Origin of the sequence: Streptomyces sp. NPDC052109, assembly GCF_040680195.1 — a bacterium.
GTDB lineage: Bacteria > Actinomycetota > Actinomycetes > Streptomycetales > Streptomycetaceae > Streptomyces.
This window is the reverse complement of record NZ_JBFAWF010000016.1, coordinates 52,880-69,222: the sequence shown is the minus strand read 5'-3', so window position 1 is coordinate 69,222 and position 16,343 is coordinate 52,880. Positions and strand designations below refer to the sequence as shown.

11 protein-coding genes and 2 pseudogenes are annotated in these 16,343 nt (G+C 67.6%); 3 read left to right on the top strand and 10 right to left on the bottom strand.

Going from position 1 to position 16,343, the window contains the following annotated elements; translation table 11 throughout:
- Positions 1 to 63: 63 nt before the first annotated feature.
- The gene (locus AB0L59_RS28130) at positions 64 to 1,215 is read right to left on the bottom strand and encodes an ROK family protein (RefSeq protein WP_365588952.1); all 1,152 of its coding nucleotides are present in this window, start codon (positions 1,213 to 1,215) and stop codon (positions 64 to 66) included.
- Positions 1,216 to 1,607: 392 nt separating this feature from the next.
- Between AB0L59_RS28130 and AB0L59_RS28125 the strand changes: the two genes are divergently transcribed.
- On the top strand, positions 1,608 to 3,698 hold the full coding sequence (locus tag AB0L59_RS28125; RefSeq protein ID WP_365588950.1) for a hypothetical protein: 2,091 nt from the start codon (positions 1,608 to 1,610) through the stop codon (positions 3,696 to 3,698).
- 406 nt (positions 3,699 to 4,104) lie between these two features.
- Here the strand turns inward: AB0L59_RS28125 and AB0L59_RS28120 are convergent, their stop codons facing one another.
- The 5 genes from AB0L59_RS28120 to AB0L59_RS28100 form a co-directional block, all read right to left on the bottom strand.
- Positions 4,105 to 4,305, bottom strand: a complete 201-nt coding sequence (locus AB0L59_RS28120; protein WP_365588947.1) for a hypothetical protein — start codon at positions 4,303 to 4,305, stop codon at positions 4,105 to 4,107.
- A 189-nt stretch (positions 4,306 to 4,494) separates the two neighbouring features.
- Complete coding sequence (locus AB0L59_RS28115; protein ID WP_365588944.1) at positions 4,495 to 6,666, bottom strand: alpha-galactosidase; 2,172 nt, start codon at positions 6,664 to 6,666, stop codon at positions 4,495 to 4,497.
- A 41-nt stretch (positions 6,667 to 6,707) separates the two neighbouring features.
- Positions 6,708 to 8,057: a sugar ABC transporter substrate-binding protein gene (locus AB0L59_RS28110; RefSeq protein WP_365588942.1), complete on the bottom strand. Its 1,350-nt coding sequence runs from the start codon at positions 8,055 to 8,057 to the stop codon at positions 6,708 to 6,710.
- An 83-nt stretch (positions 8,058 to 8,140) separates the two neighbouring features.
- Complete coding sequence (locus tag AB0L59_RS28105; RefSeq protein ID WP_365588939.1) at positions 8,141 to 9,034, bottom strand: carbohydrate ABC transporter permease; 894 nt, start codon at positions 9,032 to 9,034, stop codon at positions 8,141 to 8,143.
- A 64-nt stretch (positions 9,035 to 9,098) separates the two neighbouring features.
- The gene (locus tag AB0L59_RS28100; RefSeq protein ID WP_365588936.1) at positions 9,099 to 10,043 is read right to left on the bottom strand and encodes a sugar ABC transporter permease; all 945 of its coding nucleotides are present in this window, start codon (positions 10,041 to 10,043) and stop codon (positions 9,099 to 9,101) included.
- A 2,135-nt stretch (positions 10,044 to 12,178) separates the two neighbouring features.
- Here AB0L59_RS28100 and AB0L59_RS28095 point away from each other — a divergent pair.
- A complete protein-coding gene (locus AB0L59_RS28095) occupies positions 12,179 to 13,183 on the top strand; it encodes an aldo/keto reductase (RefSeq protein WP_365588933.1) in 1,005 nt (334 codons plus the stop codon).
- Positions 13,184 to 13,192: 9 nt separating this feature from the next.
- On the top strand, positions 13,193 to 14,077 hold the full coding sequence (locus AB0L59_RS28090) for an amidohydrolase family protein (protein ID WP_365588930.1): 885 nt from the start codon (positions 13,193 to 13,195) through the stop codon (positions 14,075 to 14,077).
- Between the two features lie 181 nt (positions 14,078 to 14,258).
- Here the strand turns inward: AB0L59_RS28090 and AB0L59_RS28085 are convergent, their stop codons facing one another.
- The 4 genes and pseudogenes from AB0L59_RS28085 to AB0L59_RS28070 all read right to left on the bottom strand — a co-directional run bounded on the left by AB0L59_RS28085 (position 14,259) and on the right by AB0L59_RS28070 (position 16,343).
- Positions 14,259 to 14,957 carry a hypothetical protein gene (locus AB0L59_RS28085; RefSeq protein ID WP_365588928.1) on the bottom strand — a complete coding sequence of 233 codons (699 nt, stop codon included), beginning with the start codon at positions 14,955 to 14,957 and terminating at the stop codon, positions 14,259 to 14,261.
- Positions 14,958 to 15,067: 110 nt separating this feature from the next.
- A pseudogene (locus AB0L59_RS28080) lies at positions 15,068 to 15,369 on the bottom strand (hypothetical protein); the annotation flags it as partial.
- Positions 15,370 to 15,379: 10 nt separating this feature from the next.
- Positions 15,380 to 15,623 (bottom strand): annotated as a pseudogene (locus AB0L59_RS28075) (2,3-dihydroxybiphenyl 1,2-dioxygenase); the annotation flags it as partial.
- 69 nt (positions 15,624 to 15,692) lie between these two features.
- Entirely contained in the window at positions 15,693 to 16,343 is a 651-nt protein-coding gene (locus AB0L59_RS28070; protein WP_365588925.1) for a TetR/AcrR family transcriptional regulator, read from the bottom strand.

The window sequence follows — 16,343 nt, the reverse complement described above, 5'->3', positions numbered from 1 at the left end:
TGGAGGGACGGCTCGGGCGGGGAACAGGAGTGGCCTATGCCGCGGACGAGAGGTTCTCGCGGGTTACTTGGCAGGGGCGAAGACGCGCTGCACAGCGACGGCGGCACCGCCGCGGGCCCATTCCTCGAAGGGCAAGGGCCTGACGACGAGGTCGCAGTCGGCCGCGGCGCCGGAGGCACGGGCGGCGAAGGCGGAACGAATCTCGTCCTCGTACAGATCGTAGGTGGCCAGGCCTTCGCCTGAGATGATGATGCGTTCGGGCCCGATGAGGTTGGCCACGGAGGCCAGTGCCAGACCCATGGCACGGCCGGCCCGTGAGAAGACGGCGCGCACGCCGCAGTGCCCGGCATGGGCGAGGCGGACCGCCTCATCCATCGTCAGCGCCGGATCGCCCACGGCCTGGCGCGCCTGCTCCGTGATGGCTTGTGTGGAGGCGACGGCTTCGACGCAGCCGGTGTTGCCGCAGGTGCACACGCGGTCGGTACCGCCCACGGGAAGGTGGCCCGCTTCTCCCGCGACTCCGTGGGCGCCGGAAACCACCCGGCCGCCGATGGAGATGCCGCAGCCTATGCCCGCGCCGACGGTGACCACGGCGAAGGACGACAGTCCGACCCCCGCACCGAACCACTGTTCCGCGACGGTCAGGGCACGTACGTCGTTCTCGATGACGGTCGGTATCCCGGTGGCCGCCCTGACCAGGTCGGCGAGGGGAACGCGGCGCCAGTTCAGGAAGGGGGAGTACTGGACCGTGCCGGTGTGGCCGTCGACGTCGCCGGAGATCGTGACGCCGATGCCCTGGACGGCACCTGGTTCTCGCAGCGCTGCCTCCGCGCTCAGCCGGTCAACGAGCCGGGCGATGGCCAGTACGACCGAACCGACGTCGCGGGAACCGAGTCCGGCCCGGGCGGTGGCCCGGGTCTGTGCGGTGAGGTCGGCCCGCACACCGATGAGTTCGTCACCGGTGATCTTCACACCCACGAAGCGGGCGCGGTCGGCACGCACCGCGATCAAGGTGGCCGGCCGCCCAGTGGTGCGCTCGGCCGAGCGACCCAGCTCGACGATCCAGCCGTCGGTCAGCAGGGGTGTGGCGACCTTCGTGATCGCGCCGGCCGACAGGCCGGTGCGTCGCCCGACATCAGCACGCGTGAGCGGGCCGTGCGCGAGCAGGGTCTGGAACAGCAGAGCGGCCGCGGGTGGTCGGTCGGCGAGCGTCATGTGGCGACCATACATTTCCATTGGAAAAGAAGAAAGATGAGTTTCCCCCCGGGATTCACCCGCCGCCCCCCTCATCACCCGAATCCTCTTCCATTCTTTCCGCGAATGTCGATGATTCGAGCAGCACATATGTTGACGCTGGAAGAAAAGCGCGACTACATTCGCCGCACCTCGTCAGGGGGGTGGAACGTCCACCGGCCCAGGTGGCCCCCGTTTCCTCCACAACCGACGGGCAAGTCTCGCTGGGCCGCGCTCCGGAACGAAATTGCCCTGGCCACAAGGGCGGATCCAAACGCCCGCTCAACCAATTACCCATGCCGCTGATCGCGCATGGGCACTTCCCGGGCTTCCAAGAGCCCCGCCGTGTCCATTCGCGCCGAGATGGAGTAACCATGGCTCGTCCAGCAGGACCCGCACCCTCCGCACGTCACAGACTTCGCACCGACGGCGTGCGGCGGTTCGGGCTGCCCGTCCTGGCCGCCACCGCTCTCGTGGCGTCGTTCGCCGTACCGACCGCCGCATCCGCGGCCGCCTCTTCCACACCGCTGTCGAACGCGGGCCACCAGCAGTCGCTCCTGGCCGCCAAGCCGTACATGGGCTGGAGCAGCTGGAGTCTGGAAGCCACCGGTTTCCCCGGCTACGGCGGGATCGACTTCCTCACCGAGGCACACGTCAAGCAGCAGGCCGACGTGATGGCCGCGAAGCTCAAGTCGCATGGCTACGACTACATCAACGTGGACGCGGGGTGGTCGAACGGCGTCGACGAGTACGGCCGGCCGGCCCCGAACCCCACGACGTTCCCGCACGGCATGAAGTCCCTGGGTGACTACCTCCACGCCAAGGGCCTCAAGTTCGGAATGTACCTGGGCGTGGGACTCGATCCCGCCGCGTACAACGACGGGAAGACCGCGATCCACGGTGCGCCCGGCTGCACCACCTCGGACATCGTCTACCCCGACCTGCGCAAGACCAACGGGTGGAACTCCGCGTACAAGATGGACTTCGCCAACCCCTGTGCGCAGAAGTACATCGACTCCGTCGCCGACGAACTGGCCGGCTGGGGCGTGGACTTCCTGAAGGTCGACGGGGTGGGACCGGGCTCGTGGCAGGGAGACGCGGACCACGACAACACCTCGGACATCAAGGCGTGGCACACCGCACTCCAGCAGGCCGGCCGACCGATCCAGCTGACGCTGTCCTGGTCGATCAGTCACACGCAGGCCGGGACCTGGAAGGCCAACTCCAACGGCTGGCGGGTCGACACCGACGTCGAGTGCTACTGCAACACGCTCGTGACGTGGAACAACTCCGTGAAGGGGCGCTGGAACGACGTCGTGCAGTGGATCGACGACGCCGGGCCGGGACACTGGAACAACCTCGACTCCCTGAACGTGGGAGTCGGCCCCATGGACGGCCTCACCGAGGCCGAGCGGCAGAGCTACATGACTCTGTGGGCCATCGAGTCGGCTCCGCTGTACTCGGGTGACGACCTCACCAAGCTCGACCCGTACGGGCTGAGGCTGCTCACCAACGACGAGGTGATCGCAGTCGACCAGTCCGGCAACCCCGCGCGTCCGGTCAGCCAGACCACGAACCGGCAGACCTGGTACGCCCGCAATGCCGACGGCAGCTACACCGTCGCGTTGTTCAACCTGGGGTCCGGCTACAGCGACGTCACCGCGGACTTCTCCGACCTGGGCATCAACGGCACGACAGCGGTCCGTGACCTGTGGAAGCACAAGAACCTCGGCCGCTTCTCCGGGCAGCTGACGCAGAACCTGCCGCCGCACGGCTCGCGGCTGTTCACCTTCACCCCGACCCGGCAGGGCGACAAGCCCGGCACTCCGCTGGGCGTGCACGGCACCGCCGCCACGCCGACGAGTGTCTCGCTCGCGTGGAACAAGGTGAACACCGGTGCGTCACCTGTCGCCGACTACACTGTCTTCGCCGACGGCCGGCCGATGACCACCACCACCGGCACCTCGGCCACCGTCCACGGCCTGAGCGCCGCCGACGCCCACTCCTTCACCGTCGTCGCCCACGATGCCAAGGGGCGGGCTTCGCATCCGAGCAAGGCCGTCCCGATCACCACGCCCGCGTCCGGCGGTCCCACCGCCTACGAGGCCGAGGCACCCGGCAACACCCTCACCGGCAACGCCGGCGTCGCCGGCTGCGACGGTTGCTCCGGTGGGCAGAAGGTCGGCAACCTCGGTGGAGGCGCTGTGGCCATCACCCACGTGAGTGCCCCGAAGGACGGCACGTACCTGATGAAGCTGGACTACGTGGACGGCGACTCGAGTCGGGTCATCGAGCTCACCGTGGGCGACACCACCCTCCAGATTCCGGTGCCCGGTACCAACGACAACAGCTGGGGCGCCCCGCAGTCGCTCACCGTCCCCGTGCCACTGAAGGCGGGCGACAACACTCTCAGTTTCGGCAACCCCACCGACTACGCGCCCGACATCGACAAGATCACCCTCTGACCCGCGCCCGTCGCTCCACCAGTCGGAAACGCCCTGCTGTGGCGGTCACCTGACAACCGGATTCCTTCCCGGCCCGAAGACCGGGAAGGAATCCGGCTTCCCGCGTACCCGGGGCAGGGGCGGAGGGAGGGACAGCCGAGTCTCCGGCGGGCGAGCGTCGTCCACCCCGACTTCGGCGAGCCCGACCCGGATCTCCGAGTTGACGGCCCGCCGGTCGGCAGTCGCCTGAGAGCGGGCCCGTCCGTGGAGGTCGCCCGGGAAACGGACGTAGAAGTTGATGAGCGGGTGGGACCGGTACCGCTGGGTCGGGAACAGTGCGTGGCCAAGTCGAGAGGAACACCCCTGCGGAACAAGGACCGGCCCGGGACACGGAGAAGCGGACCGGCCCGCCGGCCACGCGATCTCGTCACCGGCGTGAGACGAAGGCCACGGCAACCAGGGGATCCACCGGGTTGGCCGGGTCCACGACCGCCCAGTCGGTGCCAACGCCGATGAGGATGAGCGCCGAATCCGCCTCGGCTACCTCGAACGCAGGGGCGATGTCTGTGCCCGTTCCTGTCGTCTGGCCGGACACTACGACCTCGTCGAGGCTGCCGGCGAGGTTCACAGCGCCCGGCCGATCTGCCGTGATGCGCAGAGCGACGACACCGTGCGGATGTGAGCCGGCAGTCTCGATGCAGCAATGCCTGCCGTTGTGGGCGTTCCGCGGGCCGGTGCTACGACAGCGTGCCTGCTGGTTCGGAGCTGGAGGTCCGCGTCGCCGCGCGTGGAATGGTGAGCACGGGCATCCCTCGTCCTACCCGCCGACCGCGTGCAGCAGCACGGCCTGCTGCGGATCGAGTGTCGGCATGGGTAGGCCGATCCCCGTGGCGATGGCGCCGGAAACGACGAAGCCGTCGCGCTGGGCGGAGTCGAGCCACGCCGGAGCGTTCTCGTGCAGGGACGCCGGGCCGACCTCACTGCGGACGCGGAAGCGGTACCGTCGCGTCGGGTCGAGGCCGGGCAGGCGGATCCGACCCGGCTGCACAGGATTCGACGTGGTCAGCCGCGCCCAGGTGTACAGGGCCTCCGACCCGTCCTGCGCCACCACCCCGGTGAGGAGCGTCGCCTCGTCGGCGAGGTCGGCCCTGACGAGCCGCCCGGAGTGGAGAAGTTCACGAAGCTCCTTGTAGAGCTCGGCCCACGCGGCGATGGTGTCGAGTTCGTCGTCCGAGCACGCCGTCAGGTCGGTTTCGATCCCAGCGTGGCCGAAGAGCGCGGTGGCCAAGCGGAAGGACAGGGGTGTCACCCGGCCCGTCGTGTGGGCCCGCGACGCGCCGACATGTGAACCGATGAACTCCAGCGGGATGAGTTGGGCGGTCCAGCGCTGGATGTTCTGCCGTTCGACCGGGTCATTGCAGTCCGAGGCCCATACTCGGTCGGTGCGCTGGAGGATGCCGAGGTCGATGCGCCCCCCGCCGCTCGCGCACGACTCGATCTCCAGTCCCGGGTGCCGGCTCCTGAGGGTGTCGATCATGCGGTAGAGCGCGAGTGTTTGTGCCCGGACGCCGGCACGTCCATGGGCGCGTCTGAGCGCCGCCTCGTGGAGCTCTCGGTTGTGATCCCATTTGATGTAGTCGAGCTGGTACTCGGTCACGATCGAGTCGATGCGCTCCAGTACGTGATGCCAGGCATCGTCGTCGGCGAGGTTCAGCACGTACTGGTGCCGTACGGCCGGCCCCTCGCCTCCGACGGGAGCCAGAAGCCACTCGGGGTGTTCGGCCGCGAGGCGGGAGCGGAGATTCACCATCTCCGGCTCGAACCAGAGACCGAACTGCATTCCCTTGCCGCGGACCGCGTCGACCAGCGGCCAGAGCCCGTCCGGCCACACGTCCTTGTCGACGTACCAGTCACCCAGGCCCGCCGTGTCGTCGCGGCGTCCGGCGAACCAGCCGTCGTCCAGCACGATGCGTTCGGCGCCGACGCGCGCGGCCCGGTCGACCAGCTCGCGCAGCGTGTCGATGTCGTGGTCGAAGTAGACGGCTTCCCAGGTGTTCAGAGTCAGCGGTCGTGGCGTCGTGCGGCGGACCCGGCTTCGCAGCCTCGCGTGGAAGGCGTCGGAGATGCCGTCCATGCCCGCGTTCGACCATGCGAAGTACACCGTCGGGCTGCGGTAGGTCTCGCCCGGGTTCAGGACGACCTCACCGGGCAGGAGGAGTTCGCCCGCACCGACGACCGAGCGGTGTACCCCGGCCCCTTCCGGCAACTGTTCGAGCAGGTAACGCTGGTTGCCACTCCACCCCAGGTGCACCGCCCAGATCTCGCCGTGCGCGAAGCCGAAGGACGCGGTGCCGGCCATCAACAGGTACGGGGAGTCGAGCGACGGCCTCCCCCGTCGACTTTCCCGCAGCCGTGTGCCAGGCACGATGGGGCTGCGCTGCGGGCTCCGCTCCCTCGCCCACTTCCCGGTGAAGTCGACGCATTCGACGGCGCGCTCGGGAAGCGGCAGGAGCGCGGTGAGCGCGTCCAGGTGGTACGGGGTCGCGGCGCCGGCGTCCGCGGAGATGGACATGTCCACGGTGAGGATGTCGTACTCGTCGAGCCGGTACGTCAGTACCGCGGTGAGGCCGGACGCCTGGTCGGAGAGTGTGAGCCGCAACGACATCTTCGCGGGATCGAAGAAGTGACCGCTCAACACGAATCTGGTGAACGGTGAACCGTCCCGCAGATGCCCCTCGATGGCGGGTGTCCCCGACCAGGCGTCGCCCTCGGTGGCCAGTACCGTGAAGTGCCGAGGACTGTCGGTTGAGTTGTGCGTGGACGACGGGATCGAGGTGCGGTGGAGCGCCGTGAGGTCGTCGCGGTCCAGCGCGCCCGGGTTCAGACCCCAGTGCAGGATCCGCGGTACCGGGTGCGATAGCTCGACCAGCAAGGATGCGTTCCGGCCGTGGAGCGCGACGATCTCGGCGGGCGGCGTCACTGTGTGCATGTCTCCCTGTCCACGCTTGTGATGAGGATCGGCTCAACAACCTACTGCTTGCCGGCCAGGAGCGCCTTGCTCTGCTCCTGCATCTTCCGGAAGATGCTCTCGTCGGCCTTGTTCGTGAAGTAGGCCTCGAACTGCGGCACCATCGCGTTGGTCAGCGCATTGCCGTTGTTGTACACCGGGGAGGGGAAGAGTTCGTTGTTCTTCACGTAGTCCGTGAAGACCGAGAAGTCGATTCCCTTGGCGGACTGCTCCTTGCCCAGGGCCTCCATCGACGCGGCGATGGAGGGAAGGAACGACCCGTTGTACACGGCGGCCTTCGTCTGGCAGGCCTCGCTCTCCTGGTATGAGATCCACTTCCAGGTCTCCTCCGGGTGCTTGCTCCCCACCCAGATGTTGTTGCCGTTGGAGTTCGACATCAGCGCCCGCTTGCCGCCCGCCCCGGCGGGGAGCGGCGCCACGCCGACCTTCATGCCCGGCAGTGCCGCGAGCGCGGCCGCGTCCCAGGTGCCGCCCTCGTACAGGGCCACGTTGCCGGAGCCGAGCTGCTGCGTGCCGGCGGTGGTGAACTGCTTGAACTTCGGCGAGAAGCCGTCATTGGTCAGCCCCCGTATGAGTTTCAGGGACTGGACGACCTTCGGGTCCGCGTAGTTGAAGACGGTCGGCCACTGGTTGGTGTTCGGAATGTTGATCCCGTCGCTGGGGAGCAGCCATCCCCAGTAGTTCTGGCCGAACGGATCTCCGGTGGCCTCGAGGTTGTTGATCCCGTACGTCTTCACCTTGGCCGCGTTGAAACCGGGTTCGTCGCCCCGGACGCCGTTTTCGTCGACCGTCAAATGCTTGATCATTTTCCAGAGGGTGCCGCCGTCCTTCGCGGTCCAGGTCAGGTTGTCGACATCCTTCTTGCTGTACCCGGCCTTGGAGAGGACTTTCTCGTCGTAGTACAGCACTCCGGTCGCCCAGTCCATCGGGAGGGCGTACTGCTTGCCGTCCTTGTACTTCCAGGCGCTCGCACCGATGGAGTACTGGTTCATGTCGAATTTCTCGCCCTTGATGAACTTGTCCAGCGGCATGAGCTGTCCCTGGCTCGCGTACGAGTCCAGGTACGTCACGCTGTTCATGAAGGCGTCGGGCGCGTCCCCGGCGACGAATCCGGAGGTCAGCTTGGTGAAGTAGGCGTCGACCTGGTACTGCGAGATCTTGACCTTGATGTTGGGGTTGGCCTTCTCGAACCCCGGGAGGCACTGCTCGTAGGCGGCGGCCTGCTCCGGGGACCAGGTCCACCAGTTGACCGTGACCGCCCCCGAGCTTTCGGAGGAGCCCGCGCCACACCCTGCCAACGTCCCCAGCACGGCGGCACACGCGGCAACGGAGGTGATCCGCTTGATTCTCATACCATCCCTCTTTCCGGGTTCGAGCACTTCGTTTGTCGAGATGTCGCCGCTCACCGCGGCGTCCGGGCGGCTCGGGACGGGCTCTACTTGATTCCGGTAAAACCGATCGAGTCGACGATGCGCTTTCCGAAGATCGTGAAGAGCACGAGCATGGGGAAGGCGGCGACAAGCGCGGCCGCCATGAGCCCGGCGTAGTCGGGCTGACTCTGGGGCGACGCCTGCTGGAAGATGCCCAGGGCCACCGTCAGCGGCCGCACGCTCGGGTCATTCGCCACCATCAGCGGCCAGAAGTAGTCGTTCCACGCCGTGATGAACGTGAGCAGTGACAGGGTCGTCAACGGACCGGCCGTCATGGGGACGGTGATGCGGAAGAGCAACCTGAACCGACCGACGCCGTCGATGAGCGCGGCGTCCTCGATGTCACTGGGCAGTCCCAGCATGAACTGCCTCAGGAAGAAGATGTTGAACGCCGAGAACAGCGCACCCGGCAGGATGAGGCCGGCGAACGTGTTGGTGAGGCCGAGGTCGTGTATCAGGACGAAGTTGGGCAGCAGCGTCATGATTCCGGGAATCATGAGACCGCTCAGGAAGATGGAGAAGACCACGTTCCTGCCTCGCCACTGCAGGCGGGAGAAGGCGTACGCCGCGAGGAGCGAGCAGAGGACCACGAGGGCCGTGAGCGTGGTCGCGTAGATGACGGAGTTCCGGATGAAGGACCCGAGTTCGATGGAGGCGCCCGAGCCCCCCTCGGCGATCGCTTCCGCACGCGTGGCCAGCCCGAGCACCCGCTTGAACGGGCCGAGCGTGAAATCGACGGGCACCAGCGAGGAGGGGTCGCGGGTGAGCGCGTAGTTGTTGGAGAGAGCCGTCCGGAGGATCCAGTAGAAGGGAAAGACCGTGACGAGGAGGAACAGCACGAGGTACGTCCAGGCGAGCGTCCTGCCCACCGGTACGCGGCGTCGTCGTGCGCGGTTCACGGTTGACGGCGTTCCGGTCGCTACGCGCGTTTCGTCGATGAGGTTCGTTGTCATCGTTACGCCTTCAGTTCGTGTCCGAGTCGTTCGCGCGAAGCAGACGCATCTGGACGAATGTGATCGCTAGCAGCATCACGAACAGGGCCATGGACATCGTGAGTGCGTAGCCGAAGTTGAATTCGCTGAACCCCGTCTTGTAGATGTAGAGCGGCAGCACGTTCGAAGCGTTGGCCGGCTCTCCCTTTGTGGTGACGGCGACAAGGTCGAAGACCTGGAACGAACTGATCACGGTCAGGATGATGACCATTGCCATGATCGGGCGGAGCAAGGGCAGCGTGAGCTTCGTGAACATTCGGACTTCGCCGGCGCCGTCCATCCGTCCGGCCTCGTAGATCTCGCCGGGAATGGTCTGGAGGCCGGCGAAGATCAGGATCGCGTTGTATCCCATCGCCTTCCAGACGGCAATCACGGAAAGCGACGGGATGACCCATCCCTCCGAGCCGAGGAAGAGGATGTTGTGGCCGAACAGTGCCTTGACGACGACGTTGACGATGCCGAGCCCGGGATCCAGCATCCACTGCCACACCAAGGCGGCGACGACACCGGATATCAGGAACGGCAGGAGCACAAGACCGCGAACGACCGTCGACTTGGTCAGCCGGTGCAGAATGACCGCGGTGGCCAGTGACACGGCGAGTCCGACGACGACGGTAAGTGCCACGAAGTACAGCGTCGTTCGCAGCGATTCCCAGAAAACGCTGTCCGAGAGCAGTTGCCGATAATTCGCGAGCCCGCTCCACGTCGGGGGCGTCAGGATCCGGAAGTCCGTGAAGCTGAGATAGATTCCGCGCAATGTCGGATAGGCGGCGAAGACCACGAATCCGACGGTGGCCGGGAGGATGAGGAGGAGGGCGAGGCGCCCGTCGTTGCGGCGCGAGGGGCTCCTGTTCACCTTCACCGTACGGCGGTCACGACGAACCGGCGAGACGCTGGTTCCCGCGGAAGTGGACACCACAGTCAGCTCTCCTTCGATGGCGCAGGCGCCCGCAGGGGCGGGATATGGCGGTACGGAGGGGTGTGGCGAACTCCGGGGATCGTCGAGCAGAGCGCGGCGTGCGGCGCCGGAAGTGGATGATCGAACCGTCCGGTGCAGGGGCCGTGAGCACACGTGGGTCGGGGGCCGCGGCGGTCCGGGTCAATCCCGGTGTTCCCGTGTCGACGTGCCCCTCGTATCGCGGTCGGCCGCCGAATGGACTGAGGGTCGCCCCGGCCCACGGTCGGGTCTTTCTGCGCTTTTGAGCTATCCATGCTTCACCTGTTCACCGCATTTCCGTCACCCGGCACTCGACAGCAGCCGCCGGTCGCACACAGATATGCGCGCGTCGACGTGTACGGGATCGCGACTGTTAATACTGTGGCCCATGGTGGTGATCTGGCCGTAATGTTGCTGACATTCAGGCATGCTCGGCCGTCCGTTGCAACGCCGCATCGCGAATGTGCTTGATTCGCCCCGCGAATAAGGGCGATCGATGGCCAATTCCGCGTGGTGGCCGGTGTGCTCGCACCCGTCGACCGGCATAGTCCGGCGGGCGTGGCGGCATCGTCTGGTGACGATTCCGTCGCCTACCGGTGGCGACAGCGGTGGTGAAGTGTGCCGATCCGGTCGGCTGTGCCCACCGCGTTCCTGCTCGACCGCCGTACCTGGCCGGCGTCGTCCTCCCCGGCGCGGTCCCCCGTCGGTTCAGCCCGCCCGACGTCCCGGCAGGCGTCGCGAAGACGCGAGGACTTCAGTCCACCGGTACAGAGGCGCCGGTTGGTGGGCTCCCTGGCCTCAAGCTCGCAGTGCGGACCGTTGCGCCCGCCAGGCTGTTCAGCAGGCCGACACCGTGTCCGCCCCGGACCCTCGCGGCCTGCGTGGTCGGCTGGCGCGAGACGATGCCCGCCCCGGGCTCGATCCGGCTGCATTCTGGGCGCCCGGTCCTCATGAGCCCGCACCCGGAGGACACCGACCAGGAGATCCACGCCCTGCTGGTGGTCCATCAACTCCCGCGGACCACCATAGCGGACGCCACCAGCAGCCTTCACGACGCCCGCGCATCAGTCCCCGCATCGTCAGACGCGCCATCTCCACGTACCAAGCCCGATACGCCGCATCGTCCTCGGCGGACCGCAGCCTGCTGACACCTGAACGCCCTTGAGACTTGCCCGGCAGCCGAGGAGGGCGCCCTGGCCGGCGCCGGGTCGCCCTGGCGTGCCACACACTCATGGCGCTCCGGGCTCTCATCTGGGGCCGCCGGTAGCTGTATTCGTAGTACGGAACGCAGGTATTCGCGATACGGCATTGCCAACCGGAATCCCCCGTGCCTGAATATCCCTGCCGAACCCGTGGTGCGATCCACGCGCAGGACAAGGGGCGCCGAGTGGGACTTGAGATGCCAGACAATGTGTCCGGCCTCCTATCGGGGCTGGAACCGCTCTGCCACGTGAGCGACCGCTACTGCGCATCGGCCCTCGGAGGGGCATCGTCCGAGGACATTCTCGGCGCGTGGGAGCGACTTTGCTCGCCGCCGACGCACTGGATCGACGGAAACACCGACGGCGGGTGGCTCCACTTCGGCGTGGCGGAGGTCGTGCGCGACCTCCGTTCACGCGTCGGCCGCGGTTGGCGCCGGGTCAAGGTCAAGGGCGGCAGGTCCTGCCGGTGGGGCAGACGCCCCTCGGGTACGCGCAGTGCGCCAGGGCGTCGACACCGACGTCGTGCTGATGGGCGATGCGAACCAGCGCTGGACTTCAGCAACGCCAACCGGATGCCGCCGGTGCTCGCCGAAGTCGAAACGGACTGGCTCGAGGAGTCGGTTCACGCCGACGGCCTCCAGGCGCACCCACACCTGCGGGCGACGAGCACGTTCGACATCGTCGCCGGCCGCGGCCGACGGCCTCCGCATCGTCCCCACGCCAGCGACACGATCGCAGATGCATCAGCATCTCGTCGGCACGGTCCCCAGCGAAACCCAGCCACTGGCGGAATTCATTCCGTCGGCTCAGGATGCGTTCAGCGCGGGGGAAATGGCAGATCGAAGGCGCCGGCGCGACCACAGCACCAGAGCTGGGCGTCACGCCGGCGAGCAACCACCGGAGTAGACATCCATGATCACCGCAGCCCCACCAGTCAGGATCGGTCGAACCGACCTGTTCGCTCCCCGACTCGGACTGGGGACCGCCGCCCTCGGCAACTTCCAACAAGCGATCAGCGACGAGGACGCCGTCGCCGTGATCGGCCAGGCGCTCGCCGGCGGCATCCGCTACCTCGACACCGCGCCGCTGTATGGGCACGGACTCGCCGAACAGCGGGTCGGGCAAGCCGTCCCCGAGGTGCCGCGGCACGAACTGATCATTTCCACGAAGGTCGGGCGGCTGCTGCGCGAAGGCGCCCCGCCGGACGACAGCCAGTTCCACGACGGCGTTCCGTTCTACCGGGATGTGCCATCTGCCGGCCCGGTCTGGGACTTCAGCTACGACGGTGTCCGTCGATCGGTGGAGGAGAGCCTGCAGCGCGCTGGTGTCGACCGATTCGACATCCTCCATCTGCATGACCCGGACAATCACCTCGCTGAGGCCCGCACCACCGGTTACCGCGCGCTGCGGGATCTTCGGGCCGAGGGCACGGTGCAGGCGATCGGGGCGGGGATGAACAGCTCCCGACGACTCGCCGATCTGGTTCGTGCCTGCGACTTGGACGTGGTGCTCCTCGCTGGTCGGTACACCCTGCTGGACCAGACATCGATGAGCGACCTGATGCCGCTCTGTGCGGAGCGTGGCGTCTCGGTTGTGGTCGGCGGTGTCTTCAACAGTGGCGTCCTGGTCAACCCGACGCCCGGTGCGCACTTCAACTACGTTCCCGCCGACGAGGAGGTCCTCGCCAAGGCGTCAGCGATCCAGGCGGTCTGCAGCAGGCACGGCGTGCCACTCGCCGCGGCGGCGGTACAGTTCCCGCTCGCGCACCCGAGCGTGAGCACGGTACTGATCGGGCCCCGTACCGTCGACGAACTCCACACGGACCTGGCGCTGTTCGATGTCGAGATTCCGCCGCGACTCTGGGTAGATCTTCGGCGCGACGGACTGCTCAGCGACGACGTCCCGACCCCGCAGTGAGGAGACATCGTGAACAGCACGACGGTACGTATCGATGCCCATCAGCACTTCTGGGATCCTGCACGGTATTCGTATCCGTGGATGGCCGGCGACCTCATGGATCCGGTGCGCCGGGCATTCAAGCCGCATGACCTGCTGCCGCCCGTACGCGGGGCCGGCATCGGCGGGACGGTCCTCGTACAGACGCTCTCCAGCGTCCGCGAGACACGCGAGTTCCTGGAACTGGCGGCGGCGACCGATTTCGTCCACGGCGTCGTGGGTTGGGTCGACCTGACGTCGCCGACCGTCGGCGACGATCTCGACGCGCTGGTGGAGGGACCGTTCGGTCGCTGGCTGGTTGGCATACGGCACCAGGTGCACGACGAACCGGACCCGTGCTGGCTCGGTCGCGACGACGTGCGGCGCGGCCTCGCCGCGGTGCAGCGACGCGGCCTCGCCTACGACCTCTTGGTCCGGGCCCGAGAGCTCCCGGCGGCAACCGAAACGGTCCGACGATTCCCCGAGCTGCAGTTCGTACTCGATCACATCGCGAAACCGCGCATTGCCGAGGGCCAGGACGATCCATGGACGCAGCGCATGCCGGCACTCGCGGCAGAGCCGAACGTGTCGGTCAAGCTGTCCGGCATGGTCACCGAGGCGAACTGGGCCTCCTGGACACCTGACGACCTGCGTCCGTTCGTCGACCGCGTCGTGAACTGGTTCGGACCGGACCGCCTCATGTTCGGCTCGGACTGGCCGGTCTGCCTGCTTGCCGGCACCTACGAGGAGGTCATCGCGGGCTTGACCGCCACGCTGATGCCGACCAGCCCTCACGAGATCGCTCAGATCTTCGGGGGCAACGCTCAGCGCGTGTACCGGCTGCACAACGCCGGCGGGCATTCAGCCCGCGTTTGAGCACCTGGGTTCGAGCGCGATCGTCGACCGGCGATGTCCTGCCGGCGGCACCTGAGCTACTCCGAACCCGGGCGTGTTTGCGAGCCGCAGCGGCTTCATCGCCTCGGCGGGGGACGGACCGACCACCGCTGTTTCGGTCCCCCGCGTCTTTGCGGTGATGAGGACGGCGTGGGGCCGGCGTCTAGGTGTGCGGTCCCGGGCCGGTGTCGCCATCATCGTTCGGTGAGTCCCGCTGGTTCCTCTCTCCGGTAGCGGAGGCTTCCCCATGCTCGTCCAAGAGCTCCAGCAGCGCAGCGTCTGCTCTCTTCCGATCCTCCTTGGTCAGTTCGATCGGCGCGTTCTTGTAGACGGTGTAGCGATCCGGATGGATGATGTTGGCGGCCCGCAGGGTGAACGTCAGCAGGCGGCGCCACCCCTTGCGGTGGCCGACCCTGGCTTGCAGCTGGACCTTGTAGTCACGGGCTTCCGGCATGAACCCGGAGAAGGGTGCCTCGAACTCGATGAAGAGTTGTTGCGCTTCTCTGCCGGACACGACGAATCCGGCCGGCAGCTTCGCATCCTCGTCCGGCGCCGGCTGGAGACGAGATGGTGAGGACACCCACAGCAGCGGCAGGTGAGAAGCGGGCTCGTCAGGAAAGGTCAGGATGAGGTCCTGTACGACTATCGGCTTGGGGCCGGTGTTGTGAAGGACGAGCGGGAGCCGCAGGCGGGCCGTGGAAGAGTGGACGATCGCTGCGAAGGCATGAGGCTCCCACGTCTTCAGACGCCCTTGTCTGGCGTTGAGCCACCAGAACGACGCCACGGTGAAGAGCAATGCGCAGACCGACACCACGCCGGCGCCCGTGAGTGATGAGGACGCGGCCAGGTCGGTCGCGGCCATCAGCGGAACCACATATTCAGTGTGCCAGCGCCAGCGTGGGCTCGCTAACAGGACTCAAGGGTCCTTCGCCGCCCGCGCGCAGCGGCCGGCGAGCACGCCGGTCCTGAGCATCACAGGTGGTCGACACAGCTCCCGGCCAACGGTACGAGCCGACACCGGCGAGAAGCACGAGATGCCCAGGCGTCCAGTGCGGCGCAGACGACCGCGGGGGCGAGGTGTGGGGTGTCGACCGCCGAGGGATTGAGGTCCTGCTCGGTGGGGTCCTGGAGGGGGCGCTTGACCGGGACCTCGAGTTCCTTGCCGGTCTTGGTGTGCGGGATGGCCGGCACGGCGAGGAGCTCGTCGGGGACGTGGCGGGTGAGGCTCCGATGCGGATGGCGTCGCGGATCGTCTCGCGCAGGGCGTCGTCCAGGGTAGGGCGACCGACCGCCGCGCGGTACGTCGATGTCCCGGACGGTGTGCGACGGCGGCGGCCGGCCGGTCCGCATCGGCCCGCTCGGCCGCGCGGAACGCCGGCCCGGGGAAGCGGGGGACGCGCCCGGGCCGGACGACCATGGAGGGAGAGCCCGCGAACGTGCCGCGTAGCCAGCGTTCGTTCCGGGTGCGGGCGGAGAGCGCGAAGCCGACGTCACGTGCGAACGCCTCGGCCCGGTCCGGATCGGGCTTCCGGGGTGTCGCGCAGGACGCGCGGGGCGGGCCTGCTGTCCCTCGGGGCTCTCGGACTGGAGCATGAGGTCACCCGGCGCCCGCTGCCCGACAGCGCTCGACAACGTCCCGCACCTGGAGCGCAGCCACCTGTGGCGCCACGCCGGCGGCGACGAGGAATGCGGTCGCCGAGGCCTCGCCCGTGGGGTCCGCCCACCTGCCCGCGGCGTTCTCCTCGGCGAGGGCCAGCATCAGTGCCTCCAGCGCTTGGGCGAGGACCGGTGCCGGAAGGTGGTCCGCGAAGACGCCTTCGCGCTGACCACGTCGTAGGGTCGCGACGGCCTCGTCACGGGCCGGTGCCAGGGGGGCAGGGATCGCGTCCTCTCCCAGACGGCTCCGCCCCAGGGCGACGAGCATGCGGTAGTGGTCGCCCACCGCCCATGCTGCCAGCACCATCCGTGTCATCGCCGCGATCGGGTCGGCATCCGGAGCGCGGGCTGCGGCGAACGCCTGCCGGAGTTCATGGCCTGCTTCCTGCGTCAGGTCGGCGATCAGCGCATGTCGGCTGGGGAAGTGTCCGTAGAGGGTGCGCCGGGCGACGCCGGCCGCCTGAGCGATGCTGTCGAGACTCGCGTCGGAGTCCTCCCGCAGTTTCTGCCGGGCGGTCGCGAGGATGCGTCTGCGGTTGGAGTGAGCGTCCTTGCGCTGCGGAGCGCGGCCCAGGACGTCGGTCGTCTGCAT

Coding starts and splice junctions, on each gene's coding strand:
- AB0L59_RS28130 (WP_365588952.1), bottom strand. CDS start 1,215: ATGACGCTCGCCGACCGACCACCCGCGGCCGCTCTGCTGTTCCAGACC.
- AB0L59_RS28125 (WP_365588950.1), top strand. CDS start 1,608: ATGGCTCGTCCAGCAGGACCCGCACCCTCCGCACGTCACAGACTTCGC.
- AB0L59_RS28115 (WP_365588944.1), bottom strand. CDS start 6,666: ATGCACACAGTGACGCCGCCCGCCGAGATCGTCGCGCTCCACGGCCGG.
- AB0L59_RS28110 (WP_365588942.1), bottom strand. CDS start 8,057: ATGAGAATCAAGCGGATCACCTCCGTTGCCGCGTGTGCCGCCGTGCTG.
- AB0L59_RS28095 (WP_365588933.1), top strand. CDS start 12,179: ATGATCACCGCAGCCCCACCAGTCAGGATCGGTCGAACCGACCTGTTC.
- AB0L59_RS28085 (WP_365588928.1), bottom strand. CDS start 14,957: ATGGCCGCGACCGACCTGGCCGCGTCCTCATCACTCACGGGCGCCGGC.
- AB0L59_RS28070 (WP_365588925.1), bottom strand. CDS start 16,343: ATGCAGACGACCGACGTCCTGGGCCGCGCTCCGCAGCGCAAGGACGCT.